Consider the following 13,301-nt stretch of genomic DNA (forward strand, 5'->3'; position numbering starts at 1 on the left):
GCCGAGGAGGGGTCAGCCGTTGCGGGGGCCGGGGAACGCGCCCGGACGGGAGTCCGACGGCGGCTGCGCCGGCCTGCCGGGCAGGGAGGGCGCGGCGGGCGCCGGGGCCGCGCCCTGTCCCACGACCACGGTGTGCGGGGGCGTCGCGGGAGGCTCCTCGCCGGACGGGACCCGCCGCGGCGCCTCGGCCCCGTCCGGGGCGGCCGACGCCGCGGCCCGCCGCGAACCGTAGCGGCGGTGGACGGCCTGCTTGGTCACGCCGAGCGCCGAGCCCACCGCGTCCCAGGAGAACCCCAGCGAGCGGTCGAACTCCACCGCCGCCGTCACCAGCGCCTCCACGCTGTCGCGCAGCTCCTGGGCGAGCCGTACGGTGGGCGCCGGAGCCCTGCCGTAGACGACGAAGCCCGTGGCGGGGCCCGTGCGGCGCGGCCGGTAGACGTTGCCGAGCTGCGCGGTGAGCGTGCGCAGCGCGTCCACCTGCCGGCGGACCCGCTCGATGTCCCGCACCAGCAGGTGCAGACTGGCCCGTGTCCGGGCGTCGGGGGTGGCATGGTCGGCCATGAACAAGCCTCTCGGAACCGGCGTGGAAGGATCGGCCGCTGTCGGCGGTCCGTTTCGGTCAAGCTGCATTGACCAACGCCGCACCGGCCGCCGGGGTCACGCTGCGGGGGCGTGCGAGGGCGGGGAGGGCGGCACGCCGGACGCCGTACGCCCCCACGGTGGGGGACCTTGACGGCCCGTAGACTGGTGCGCCGTTCCGCGCACGCCGTGCGCTTTCCGTGCGTGCCCGCGTACCGCCGCGGTGTGCCGCGGTTCCGCCGTCCGCGAGAGGTGGTTCCCCACAGATGAGGCTCGTCTTCGCCGGCACCCCCGAGGTGGCCGTCCCCGCCCTCGACGCCCTGATCGCGTCGGAGAGGCACGAGGTCGTGGCCGTCGTCACCCGGCCCGACGCGCCGGCCGGGCGCGGCCGGCGCGTGGTGGCCTCCCCGGTGGCCCAGCGGGCCGAGGAGGCCGGCATCGAGGTCCTCAAGCCCGCCCGCCCCCGCGACGAGGACTTCCTCGCCCGGCTGCGCGAGATCGCCCCGGACTGCTGCCCGGTCGTCGCCTACGGCGCGCTGCTGCCCAAGGTCGCCCTCGACGTCCCGGCCAAGGGCTGGGTCAACCTGCACTTCTCGCTGCTGCCCGCCTGGCGCGGCGCGGCCCCCGTCCAGCACGCGATCATGGCCGGGGACGAGGTCACCGGCGCCTCCACCTTCCTGATCGAGGAGGGGCTCGACTCCGGGCCGGTCTACGGGGTGGTCACCGAGGAGATCCGGCCCACCGACACCAGCGGGGACCTGCTGACCCGGCTCGCCTTCGCCGGCGCCGGGCTGCTGGCCGCCACCATGGACGGGATCGAGGACGGCACGCTGCGGGCCGTCCCCCAGCCCGAGGAGGGCGTCAGCCTCGCCCCCAAGATCACGGTCGAGGACGCCCGCGTCGACTGGTCAGCCCCCGCGCTGCGCGTGGACCGGGTGGTGCGCGGCTGCTCGCCGGCGCCCGGCGCCTGGACCCTCTTCCGCGGCGAGCGGCTCAAGCTGCGACAGGTCGCCCTCGCGCCCGACCGCACCGACCCGGCCCCCGGCGAGTTGGTCGTCGGCAAGAACACCGTGCACGTGGGGACGGGCTCGCACGCGGTCGAGCTGCTGTGGGTCCAACCGCAGGGCAAGAAGCCGATGTCCGCCGCCGACTGGGCGCGCGGGGTGCGCATCGCGGCCGGGGAGCGGCTGGAGGATTGAAGGCTCCCCCGCCTGAAGGCGGGGGATTCCCGCCCGACCTGCGGCCGGACGCCCCCTGACGGGGGCACCTTCGGGCGTGCGCGGGGATTCATGGCTCAGGCCGCCTCCGGGAGCGGCGCTCCCGGAGGACTTCCACCCTCGGCACCATCCGGGTTCCAACCCGCCCGGACAACCATCACCTTCGCGCTGTTCTTGTCCCGCGGTGTCACGGTTTTGCACGCGGTGCAGGTGTAGGTGCGCTCACCCAGCGGCATGCGGTGCTTGGCTCTCGCCCCGCAGTGCGCGCAGTCCATCGTGGTGTGCGCGGGATGTACGAGCCGGACGGTGCGTCCGTGCTTGCGGCCCATCTCGATCAGGGCCGCCTTGGTGGCAAAGATGGCTCCGTCCGCGGCCTTCTTGGCCATGGTGGTCTTGGCGAGGAACTTCGGGCGGAAGTCCTCGACCGCAATCCGGTCGTGGTCCCGGTTGACGGCCTTGGCCCACTTGCGGCCGGTGTCCTGCCGCTGTCGGGCGACCTTCTTGTGCAGCCTCACCACCTGGCGCTTCGCGGCCTGGTAGCCCTTGGAACCGGGCTTGCCCTTCGGGGGCTTCCGGCGGGCCATCATCCGCTGGTACTTCGCGAGCTTCTGCGCGGCCGTCCTCCCGTGCTGCGGGTGGGGCAGGTCGTGCGCGTCGCTCGTGGTGGTCGCGGTCTCCTTCACGCCCCAGTCCACGCCGATCACACGCCCGGTCTCCGGCAGCGGTTCGACCCGGGCCGGGACGACGAACGAGGCATACCAGTGCCCCAGGGAGTCCTGGTACACGCGCACCGACGACGGTGCGGCGGGCAGGTCCCGCGACCACACGACGGTCAGGGCGATCCCGCCGGCCAGATGCAGCTTCCCTTCCTTGAGGCGGAAGCCGCGCTTGGTGTAGTTCAGGCTTGGCCGGGCGTCGCGCTTCTTCTTCCACGTCGGCATCCCGGCTCGCTGCCGCATCGGCAGGCGTTCCTTGATGTCTTTCTGCGCCTTGGCGCGGGACTTGCCGAAGTCGCGGATGATCTGCTGCTGCGGAACCGAGGCTCCCTCGGCCAGCCATGGCGTGCGCTTGCGGGCCTCGGTCAACATCTTGTCAAGCCGAGCCGGGCCGCAGGTTCGCTTGTCGGTTCTCTCCGGACGGGTCTTGTTCCACTGGTGGATTTGCTGGGACTTGGCCACGCACTCGTTCCAGACCCAGCGGCAGCGGTCCCACTCGCCGGTCAGCGCTTTGAGTGCGGTGGGCGACACGCGAAGCCGGAAAGTCCACCGGGCATGCCCGGCGTCCCCGGTTTCCTTTGGTGTCACCATGCGCTCATAATAGCACCATGATCAATGAGGTGCGCATGACCCTCCGTCTCCCCGAAGACCTCCGCGACCGGTTGCGCGATCACGCGAAGTCCGAGCGGCGGTCCCTCAACTCCGAGCTGGTGTACGTGCTCGAGGTCGGCCTCCGCGCCATGGGAGTGGACGCCGAATCACCCGGCGGCGATTCGGCTGCCCCTGCCCCGCTACGGGGGAAGCTGGATTCCTCCCCGGCCTGAAGGCCGAGGCATCCTCCGGTTCATCCGGTGACCGCCGGGGGCGGCCGACCGGCGACGTAGGCTGGTGAACGCGCCCCACCGCGCGCCTTTCCCGAGAACCAACCGGAGCACTTTTCCCGTGAGCAGTCGGCCCCGTCGCCCCGCCAGGCCCTCCCGCCGCCCCAAGAAGGACCCCGCACGTCTGATCGCCTTCGAGGCGCTGCGGGCGGTCGACGAACGCGACGCGTACGCCAACCTCGTCCTGCCTCCACTGCTGCGCGAGGGGCGCGAGCGCGGAGACCTCGACGGACGGGACGCGGCGCTGGCCACCGAGCTGGTCTACGGCACCCTGCGGTGGCAGGGCACCTACGACGCGATCATCGCCGCCTGCGTCGACCGGCCGCTGCGCGAGGTGGACCCGCCCGTGCTGGACGTGCTCTCGCTCGGCGCCCACCAACTGCTGAACACCCGCGTCCCCGCCCACGCCGCGGTCGGCGCCACCGTGGAACTGGCCCGGACCGTCCTCGGCGAGGGACGGGCGAAGTTCGTCAACGCCGTGCTGCGGAGGATCGCCGGCGACGACCTGGACGGCTGGCTGCGGAGGGTGGCCCCGCCCTACGACGAGGACCCCGAGGAGCACCTGGGGATCGTCCACGCCCACCCGCGCTGGATCGTCTCCGCCCTGTGGGACGCGCTCGGCGGCGGACGGAAGGGCGTCGAGGCCCTGCTGGAGGCCGACAACGCCCGCCCCGAGGTGACCCTGGTGGCCCGCCCCGGCCGGGCCCGCCCCGAGGAGCTGCTCACCGACGACGCCGCGCCCGGTCGCTGGTCCCCCTACGCCGTCCGCCTCGCCGAGGGCGGCGATCCGGGCGCGATCGACGCCGTGCGCGAGGGACGCGCCGGGGTGCAGGACGAGGGCAGCCAGCTCGTGGCGCTCGCGCTGGCGAACGCCCCCCTGGAAGGTGACGACCGCCGCTGGCTCGACGGCTGCGCCGGACCGGGCGGCAAGGCCGCCCTGCTGGGCGCGCTGGCGGCCGAGCGGGGAGCCGCCCTGGTCGCCTCTGAGAAGCAGCCGCACCGCGCCCGCCTGGTCGCCCGCGCCCTGCACGGCAACCCCGGCCCGTACCAGGTGATCACCGCCGACGGCACCCGTCCCGCCTGGCGAGCCGGCTCCTTCGACCGGGTCCTGGTCGACGTGCCCTGCACCGGGCTCGGCGCGCTGCGCCGCCGTCCCGAGGCCCGCTGGCGCCGCCGTCCCGAGGACCTGGCCGGCTTCGCCCCGCTCCAGCGCGGCCTGCTCACCGAGGCGCTGCGGGCCGCCCGCCCCGGCGGTGTCGTCGGCTACGCCACCTGCTCGCCGCACCCGGCCGAGACCCGCGCGGTCGTCGAGGACGTGCTGAAGCGCGAGAGCGCCGAACCGATCGACGTCCGCCCCCTGATGCCCGGCGTGCCCTCCCTCGGCGACGGCCCCGACGTCCAGCTCTGGCCGCACCTGCACGGCACCGACGCGATGTACCTCGCCCTGCTGCGCCGGACCTGACACACCGTCGGGAGGGACGGCGGGGAGCGGGCCGCGAGGACACGCCGCGCACCCGCGCACCCCCCGCGAACGTCCAGCGAACACCGGACGGCCACGAGAGGGCGGCGAGCGGGCGGCTCGGGGGCGAGGGGCCGGGAACGGCGAGGTCACGACATACTGGGGCCATGGTTCAGATCAACCCCAGCATCCTGTCCGCCGACTTCGCGCGCCTGGCCGACGAGGCGCGACGCGTCGGAGGACCCGAGGGCGCCGACTGGCTCCACGTGGACGTGATGGACAACCACTTCGTCCCCAACCTCACACTCGGCGTCCCGGTCGTCGAGTCGCTGCGCAAGGCGACCGACACCCCGCTGGACTGCCATCTGATGATCGAGGACCCCGACCGCTGGGCGCCGCAGTACGTGGAGGCCGGCGCCGGATCGGTCACCTTCCACGTCGAGGCCGCCGCCGCTCCCGTGCGGCTGGCCCGCGAGATCCGGGCCAAGGGCGCCCGCGCCTCGATGGCGCTCAAGCCCGCCACGCCCATCGAGCCGTACGAGGACCTGCTGCCCGAGCTGGACATGCTGCTGGTGATGACCGTCGAACCGGGCTTCGGCGGGCAGGCGTTCCTCGACATCATGCTGCCCAAGATCCGCCGCACCCGCCGGCTCATCGACAAGCACGGCCTGCAACTGTGGCTCCAGGTGGACGGCGGGGTGTCGGCCTCCACCATCGAGAGGTGCGCCGAGGCGGGCGCGGACGTCTTCGTGGCGGGCTCGGCGGTCTACGGCGCGGACGACCCGGCCGCGGCGGTGCGGGCGCTGCGCGAGAGCGCGGAGAAGGCCAAGGCGGCCGGAGGAGGGTGCCCCCACTGAGGCGGACGACCGGCGCCCGGCATGGGTGCACCGTGCACGGAGTGAATCAAGGCCACCACGGATCTGCGAGGATGAACGCGCAGGGTGCGTACGGCACGTACGACAGTACGGCGGAACGGTAGCGAGGTGAGTGCGGTGTCGACCGGGCGGTCAGCCACGAGAATGGGTCCCGCCGAGCTGATGCAGGCGGCGGCCATGGCGCGCCGGTTCTACCTGGAGGGCAAGTCCAAGATCCAGATCGCCGACGAGTTCGGGGTGAGCCGGTTCAAGGTGGCCCGGGTGCTGGAGACCGCCCTGGAGCGCGATCTCGTCCGCATCGAGATCCGCGTCCCCGCCGAACTGGACGCCGAGCGGTCCGACGCGCTGCGCGCCCGGTACGGGCTGCGGCACGCCGTGGTCGTCGAGTCGCCCTCGGACGCGGCCGAGGACGCCGCCGACCCGGAGAACCTCGGTGAGGTCGCCGCCGATCTGCTCGGTGAGCTGGTGACCGAGGGCGATGTCCTGGGCCTGGCCTGGGGCCGCTCGACCATCCACATGGCCACGGCGCTGCACCGCCTGCCGCAGTGCACCGTCGTGCAGCTCACCGGCGTCTACGACGCGGGCACCGCCGAACGCGGCTCGGTGGAGGCCGTCCGGCGGGCCGCCACCGTCTCCGGCGGCGAGGCCCACCCCATCTACGCGCCGATGCTGCTGCCGGACGCGGCCACCGCGGCGGCGCTGCGCGGCCAGACGAGCATCGCCGCGGCGTTCGAGTACTTCGACAAGGTGACGGTGGCCGCGGTGTCCATCGGCTCCTGGGAGCCGGGCGTCTCCACCGTCCACGACATGCTCAGCGAGGAGGAGCGGGCCCACTACGCCTCCCTCGGGGTGGCCGCGGAGATGTCCGCGCACCTCTTCGACGCCGAGGGCCGCCGCATCGGTCGGGACCTGGGGGAGCGCTGCATCACGGTCGAGGCGGACCGACTGCGCCGCATCCCGGAGGTCATCGCCATCGCCGGTGGCCGCCGCAAGGCCGCGGCGATCGGCGCGGTGCTCCGCTCCGGTCTGGTGACCAGCCTGGTCACCGACACCGCCGCCGCCGACTTCCTGCTCCACGAGACCGGGCCGGGCCCCCGGCCCGCGCTGGAGCGGATGGACCCGGACGAGGGCGTCGCCCCCTGACGGAGCCGCCGGGCCGGAGCCGCCGGGCTCGTGCGAACGCACGACGACGGCCCCGCTCACCCGGACCTTCCTCCAAGGTCGGGGCGAGCGGGGCCGTGCAACAATGAAGTACGTGCGATTTCTCAACGACCAGCGGCCACCGTACGACCTGACGTACGACGATGTCTTCATGGTGCCCAACCGCTCCGCGGTCGGCTCCCGACACGGCGTGGACCTCTCGACGCCCGACGGAACCGGCACCACCATCCCGATCGTGGTCGCCAACATGACCGCGATCGCGGGACGCCGGATGGCCGAGACGGTCGCCCGCCGCGGCGGCCTCGTCGTCATCCCCCAGGACATCCCCCTGGACGTCGTCGCCGACGTCGTCTCCTGGGTCAAGCGGCGCCACCTGGTGCTGGACACCCCCATCGTCCTCGAACCCACCGCGACCGTCGCCGACGCGCTGGCCCTGCTGCCCAAGCGGGCGCACGGCGCGGGCGTCGTCGTCGAGGACGGCCGACCGGTCGGAGTGGTCACCGAGACCGACCTGACGGGCGTGGACCGCTTCACCCAGCTCAACCGGGTCATGTCCCGCGACCTGCTGCTGCTCCCCGCCGACACCGACCCGCGCGAGGCGTTCACCCGCCTGGACGCCGCGCACCGCAAGCTCGCCCCCGCCGTCGACGCCAACGGCCGGCTGGTCGGCATCCTCACCCGCAAGGGAGCCCTGCGCGCCACCCTCTACACCCCGGCGACCGACGCCTCGGGCCGGCTGCGCGTCGCCGCCGCCGTCGGGGTCAACGGCGACGTCGCGGGCCGGGCCAAGGGGCTGCTCGACGCCGGTGCGGACACCCTGGTCGTGGACACCGCGCACGGACACCAGGAGTCGATGCTCTCCGCTCTGCGGACGATCCGCGGCCTGGACCCGCACGTCCCCGTCGTCGCGGGCAACGTCGTCTCCGCCCAGGGCGTGCGCGACCTGGTCGAGGCGGGCGCCGACATCGTCAAGGTCGGCGTCGGACCGGGCGCCATGTGCACCACCCGCATGATGACCGGGGTGGGCCGCCCGCAGTTCTCCGCCGTCCTGGAGTGCGCCGCCGAGGCGCGCAGACTCGGCAGGCACGTCTGGGCCGACGGCGGCGTGCGGCACCCGCGCGACGTGGCCATGGCCCTGGCCGCCGGCGCCTCCAACGTCATGATCGGCTCGTGGTTCGCCGGGACGTACGAGTCCCCGGGCGACCTCCAGCAGAGCGCCGACGGGCGCCTGTACAAGGAGAGCTTCGGCATGGCCTCCGCCCGCGCCGTGCTCAACCGCACCGCCGACGAATCCCCCTACGACCGGGCCCGCAAGGCGCTGTTCGAGGAGGGCATCTCCACCTCCCGGATGTTCCTCGACCCGGACCGGCCGGGGGTGGAGGACCTGATCGACTCCATCGTCGCGGGCGTCCGCTCCGCCTGCACCTACGCCGGCGCGGCCACCCTGGAGGAGTTCGCCGAGAAGGCCGTCATCGGCGTCCAGAGCGCCGCGGGCTACGCCGAGGGCAAGCCCCTGCACGCCAGTTGGGCGTGAGGCCGGAAAGCGCCGCACCACGCGCACACCGCGGCCCGTCCCCCTTTCCGGGGACGGGCCGCGGGCGCTTGGATGGGGCGCATGGGCGGATGGGCGCGTGAAGGGTACGGCGGTACCGGGCCCGGGGCGATCACCCCCGACGGCTGCGCGGTGGAGGTGTACACGAGACTGCCCGTCGGGGACGAGCCGGACGTCGTCGCCTCGGCCGTCCCCGCCGGGGCGCGCCTGCTCGAACTGGGCTGCGGCGCCGGCCGGGTGACCCACCCGCTGCTGGAGCGCGGTTTCACGGTGACGGCCGTCGACGAGTCCCCGGAGATGCTGGAGCGGGTGCGAGGCGCCCGCACGGTCCGCTCGTCCATCGAGACGCTGGAGTTGGACGAGCGCTTCGACGCCGTCCTCCTCTCCTCCTTCCTCGTCCACGCGGGCGATCCCCGGGTGCGCGACGCGCTGCTGCGCACCTGCCGGCGCCACGTCGCGGACGACGGCTGCGTCCTGATCCAGCGCGAGGGCGAGGACTGGCACGACCGGGTGCCGAGGGAGCGCCGGGCCGGGGACGCCCTGATCCGGATCGCCTCCGCCGACCCCACCGACGACCCCGAGGTGACCTCCTTCCGCACCGAGTACGTCTTCCCGGACGGGACGTGGACCCAGACGTTCCTCTCGCGACGGCTGGGGAAGGAGCGGTTCGAGCGTGCGCTGGCCGACGCGGGCCTCGTCGTCGACACCTACCTCACCGCCGACCGGACCTGGGTGCGGGCGCTGCCCCTGCGGTGATCCCCGGGAGGCGCCGGGGCGCCGTGCTCGGAACGGGACCGGCACACGGGCACGCCGGACGGCGTCCACCGTGGACGGACATGCGAAGCTCATGGACGAAAGCCTCGTATGCGAATCATCCACAAGGAGCCACCCCCGATGGACCAGGGCACGGCGTCCCCCGCACCCCCGCCGCACACCGGACTCGGAGCCCGCCTGGTGCGCCGCAAACCCGTTGGGAGGCTCGTCGCCGAGGGCGGCCGGGGGGAGGGCGGCACACTGCGGCGCTCGCTCGGGGTGTGGCGGCTGACCACGATCAGCATCGGGGCGACCCTGGGCACCGGCATCTTCGTCGTACTGGGAGAGGCCGTGCCCGAGGCGGGCCCGGCCGTCGTCCTCTCCTTCGCGCTGGCCGGGATCACCGCCCTGTTCTCCGCCCTGTCCTACGCGGAACTGGCCGGCACCATCCCCGTCTCCGGCTCCTCCTACAGCTACACCTACGCCACCATGGGCGAACTGGCCGGCTGGGTGATCGGCTGGTGCCTGATCCTGGAGTACGGCGTCTCGGTGGCCGCCGTCGCCGTCGGCTGGGGCGAGTACCTCAACGAACTCCTCGACGGCACCATCGGCGCCACCCTCCCGGCGGCCCTGTCCGCACCGCCCGGCGACGGGGGAGTGGTCAACCTCCCCGCCCTGCTGGTCGTCCTGCTGGCCATGGTCTTCCTGCTCGGCGGCGCCCGGGAGAGCGCCACCGCCAACGCCGTCATGGTCGTGGTGAAGATCGCCGCGCTGCTGATGTTCTGCGCCGTCGCCGCCGGCGGCGTGCGCGCCGGCAACTACACCCCGTTCGCCCCCTTGGGACTGGCCGGCGTCAACGCGGCGGCCGCGACGCTGTTCTTCTCCTACATCGGCTTCGACGCCGCCTCCACCGCCGGGGAGGAGGCGAAGAACCCCCGGCGCGACCTGCCGCGCGCCATCATCCTCTCGCTGATCGTCGTCACCGTGCTGTACTGCCTGGTCGCGGTCATCGCGGTCGGCGCCATGCCCTGGCAGGACTTCACCGGCTCCGAGGCCGCCCTCGCCGGCATCCTCCAGGACGTCACCGGCCACGCCTTCTGGTCCATCCTGCTGGCCCTCGGCGCCGTCGTCGCCATCGCCAGCGTCGTCCTGGCCGTCCTCTACGGACAGACCCGCATCCTGTTCTCCATGGCCCGCGACGGGCTGATCCCCACGGTGTTCTCCAGGGTGCACCCGCGCACCGGCACCCCGCGCGCCAACACCCTGATCGTCTCCGCCTTCTGCGGCCTCCTGGCCGCCGTGGTGCCGCTCGGCCGACTCGCGGACGCCACCAGCATCGGCACGCTCTTCGCCTTCGCGCTGGTCAACCTCTCCGTCATCGTGCTGCGCCGCACCCACCCGGAGACGCCCCGCGGCTTCCGCGTCCCGCTCTCACCCCTGCTGCCCCTGCTGGGCTTCGGGTTCTGCCTGTGGACGATGGCCGGCCTCGACCTGATCACCTGGACGGTCTTCGGTCTCTGGCTGGCCGCGGGGCTGGTGGTCTACTTCGCCTACGGCATCCGCCACTCCCGCCTCAACACCCTGGAGGAGGAGGCCCGGTAGGGTCCCCGGTTCGCGCCGAGGACCCCACCGGCCGCTCGGGTGCTCAGGCGCACTCGTCGGACTTCCCGACGGCCTCGGCGTAGGCGGCGATGAACTCCTTCACCTCGGTCGCGCCGGGGGTCCTTCCCCCGCTGATCCTCACGGACGCGAACAGCTCCTGATCGGGCTTGCGCGGTTTCACGCAGACGACTTCGGTGATCGCTCCCGTCCTGGAGTACAGGTGAGGAGGCTCCTCGGTCACCTTCTCGTCGCCGTTCAGGCCGATCGCGTCGCGTCCGCTCAAGCCGGCCATCGAGGCGGCTGCCTCGCGTACCCCGGTTCCCTTCTCCCACCACTCCGTGGTGACCGACAGCACTTCCCTGCCGTCCACGTGGAGCCTGCACCGCTCGATGCCGTCGACCCCGCCCGCGCCGGGCCGGGTGGAGACTTCCTTCCCCGCGGGCAGGAACGGCTCCAGCCGGTCGGCCGGCACCGAGGTGCCGCACAGCGCGTCGGGGGTGGCGTACTCCTTCTCCGGCGGCGTCGAGCAGGCGGAGACGCACAGGCCGAGTACCGCGGCTGCGGCGAGCGTGCGGCCCGGCCGGAGCCGGACACCTGCACGTACTGTACGAAGCTGCACTTCTTGACCTCTGTGTCGGGTGTGGGTCGCGGGTGCCGGGGGCACTCCGGTGACCGTCAGTTGGGAATCTCGGTCTCGAGGTCGTCCGCCATCTGAGCGGCGTTCGTCGAGGCGTCGTTGAAGCCGTCCGCCGTCCCGATGCGCGCCCACTCCGCGACCCTGTCGACGTCCGGCGAACCGTGGGCCTTCGCCGCCTCCAGGGCGGCCACCTGGCTCAGCTCCACGTTCGCGTCCTTGGTGTCCTCCCACCGGGCCGCGGCCTCCTGGCCGGAGTTCTTGAGGTTGTCCGCCTCGGCCATTCCGAAGAGCTCGTCCAGGACGACGCCGCTGACCGTGCTTGCGGTCCCACCGGCCACGACACCCCCGACCGGGGACGCGATGAAGCTCGTCCCCACCCCGATGCCTATGCCCACCGTGCCGGAGACCGCGCTCTTCACCTGGCCCATCGCCTTCTGGAAGTCCTCGTCCTTCTGCTGGGCGTCTCCCAGCACCGCTTCCTGACGGCCGATGGCCAAGGTGCCGCCGACCTCGGCGGACCTCCGCGACACCTCCTTGACCAGCTCCTCCGTGGAGTGCGGGTAGCGTTTGTCCTCGGGAAGGTCGGGGTTGAGGTGGTAGTCCAGCAGGTTGGCCATATAGGCCTTCTGGCCCGCCTCGACGGCCGCGTAGCCCTCCGGGTTCTGTCCCACGCTGACCAGGAAGCGCGTGACGTCGGAGTGGCTCATCTCCGCCGCCGTCCCGGCTATCGGGAAGAGCTTCTCCGAGTTGCCGTACTTGTCGTCGGCCGTGGCCCGGTTGATGTCGGGCAGGTATTCCGCCGCGATCTGTCCCATGCTGTCGGACAGGTAGCCGCGCTTGGTCAGGCGCTCGGGATCGTCGGCGATGGAGGAGACGATGCTCTCCACCAGCTTCGCCTGCTCCGGCGAGTGCGGGGGCAGGTCCGGGGTGGGCTGTTGGCCGGCCGGGTGGCCGGTGGCGGCGGCCTCCAGGGCCCAGCCGAGGGCGTTCCGGCCGGCGATGCTCTCCTTCATCTCGGAGTCGTACTCCCTGGGCCAGTCGCGCTCCTCGAAGAGGTACTGGAAGTTGGTCAGGCCGACCTTGCCCTTCTTGCCGTTGCCGTCGGTGTCCCGCAGGAAGTCGTGGTCCTCGTCCTTGGTGACGAAGGTGCCGTTGAAGAACTCGGTGGCGGCGTCCGGGCTCTTGCCCAGGGCCATCATGTAACCGGTCATCGGGTCCGAACCGCCGTCGGTGCCCGTCCGGTTGAGCATGGGGTCCATGGGGAGCTGGAGCCAGGCGGCGGCCGCGTTCCTGCCGTTGCCGCTGCGTTCCTTCTCGATCCGCATGAGTTCGTTGCCGTAGTCGGTCAGGAACTTGTCGTCGAAGTCCCCCCAGCGCATGAGGTTGCTCATGACCTGGACGCCCATGGCCCGCGGGTTGTTCTTGTCGGGGAGGAACTCGCCGCCCAGGTTGACCATGTCCCGTTCCCACCGCTGCATCCCGACGCTGTCGGACTGGGTGGCGGTGGCCAGGGTCAGGCCGAGGTGCTCCTGCAGGTCGCCGTACTGCTTCACGCGGGCCTGACCCAACTCCATGTTCAGATGGGGGTCGTTGATGCCGGTCCAGAACTCCAGCACGCCCTTGGGGCCGAGCTTCGTCGCGAACTGCTCGGCGAACAGGGGGTCCCCGTTGTGCTCCTTCAGGAGTCCGTTGAGTTCGTCGAACTCCTTCGGGGACATGTCCTCGGGGTCGTCGGCGAGTTCCGCCGCCCGGTCGGCCGCCTTCAGCGCGTCGGCGGCGGCGTCGCGGTCGGCGTAGGAGGCGCCGGAGAAACCGTAGGGACTCTGGTCGGCCAACGCCTTCAGGGCCCGGGCGGCGGTGGAGTCGCTC

The 13,301-nt window shown here is 72.8% G+C and carries 12 protein-coding genes; 8 read left to right on the top strand and 4 right to left on the bottom strand.

The window, feature by feature from the left end; translation table 11 throughout:
• Positions 1-12: 12 nt before the first annotated feature.
• A complete protein-coding gene (locus tag IF47_RS0108575; RefSeq protein ID WP_031507774.1) occupies positions 13-561 on the bottom strand; it encodes a hypothetical protein in 549 nt (182 codons plus the stop codon).
• 284 nt (positions 562-845) lie between these two features.
• On the opposite strand from IF47_RS0108575, the gene fmt reads away from it, so the two are divergent.
• Positions 846-1,778 carry a methionyl-tRNA formyltransferase gene (gene fmt / locus IF47_RS0108580; protein ID WP_031507776.1) on the top strand — a complete coding sequence of 311 codons (933 nt, stop codon included), beginning with the start codon at positions 846-848 and terminating at the stop codon, positions 1,776-1,778.
• A 95-nt stretch (positions 1,779-1,873) separates the two neighbouring features.
• Here the strand turns inward: fmt and IF47_RS0108585 are convergent, their stop codons facing one another.
• Complete coding sequence (locus IF47_RS0108585; RefSeq protein ID WP_031507777.1) at positions 1,874-3,103, bottom strand: RNA-guided endonuclease InsQ/TnpB family protein; 1,230 nt, start codon at positions 3,101-3,103, stop codon at positions 1,874-1,876.
• Positions 3,104-3,120: 17 nt separating this feature from the next.
• Here IF47_RS0108585 and IF47_RS27595 point away from each other — a divergent pair, with 17 nt between their 5' ends.
• From IF47_RS27595 to IF47_RS0108620, 7 genes are all read left to right on the top strand, one after another.
• Entirely contained in the window at positions 3,121-3,336 is a 216-nt protein-coding gene (locus IF47_RS27595) for an Arc family DNA-binding protein (RefSeq protein WP_037732233.1), read from the top strand.
• Positions 3,337-3,454: 118 nt separating this feature from the next.
• Entirely contained in the window at positions 3,455-4,855 is a 1,401-nt protein-coding gene (locus IF47_RS0108595; protein ID WP_031507779.1) for an RsmB/NOP family class I SAM-dependent RNA methyltransferase, read from the top strand.
• A gap of 164 nt (positions 4,856-5,019) precedes the next feature.
• Positions 5,020-5,709 carry a ribulose-phosphate 3-epimerase gene (gene rpe / locus IF47_RS0108600; protein ID WP_031507781.1) on the top strand — a complete coding sequence of 230 codons (690 nt, stop codon included), beginning with the start codon at positions 5,020-5,022 and terminating at the stop codon, positions 5,707-5,709.
• Between the two features lie 162 nt (positions 5,710-5,871).
• The gene (locus IF47_RS0108605; RefSeq protein ID WP_031507783.1) at positions 5,872-6,870 is read left to right on the top strand and encodes a sugar-binding transcriptional regulator; all 999 of its coding nucleotides are present in this window, start codon (positions 5,872-5,874) and stop codon (positions 6,868-6,870) included.
• A gap of 112 nt (positions 6,871-6,982) precedes the next feature.
• A complete protein-coding gene (locus tag IF47_RS0108610) occupies positions 6,983-8,422 on the top strand; it encodes a GuaB1 family IMP dehydrogenase-related protein (RefSeq protein WP_031507784.1) in 1,440 nt (479 codons plus the stop codon).
• An 81-nt stretch (positions 8,423-8,503) separates the two neighbouring features.
• Positions 8,504-9,196: a class I SAM-dependent methyltransferase gene (locus IF47_RS0108615; RefSeq protein ID WP_031507785.1), complete on the top strand. Its 693-nt coding sequence runs from the start codon at positions 8,504-8,506 to the stop codon at positions 9,194-9,196.
• Between the two features lie 138 nt (positions 9,197-9,334).
• A complete protein-coding gene (locus tag IF47_RS0108620) occupies positions 9,335-10,795 on the top strand; it encodes an amino acid permease (RefSeq protein WP_031507787.1) in 1,461 nt (486 codons plus the stop codon).
• Between the two features lie 43 nt (positions 10,796-10,838).
• Here IF47_RS0108620 and IF47_RS28625 read toward each other — a convergent pair whose 3' ends face one another.
• Together IF47_RS28625 and IF47_RS0108630 are read right to left on the bottom strand one after the other, a co-directional pair.
• Positions 10,839-11,414, bottom strand: coding sequence for a hypothetical protein (locus tag IF47_RS28625; protein WP_157839929.1), 576 nt, complete (start codon positions 11,412-11,414; stop codon positions 10,839-10,841).
• 56 nt (positions 11,415-11,470) lie between these two features.
• Positions 11,471-13,301 (bottom strand): DUF6571 family protein (locus tag IF47_RS0108630; protein ID WP_031507789.1); only part of this gene is annotated, 1,831 nt, incomplete at its 5' end.

Origin of the sequence: Streptomyces megasporus, assembly GCF_000718985.1 — a bacterium.
GTDB lineage: Bacteria > Actinomycetota > Actinomycetes > Streptomycetales > Streptomycetaceae > Streptomyces > Streptomyces megasporus.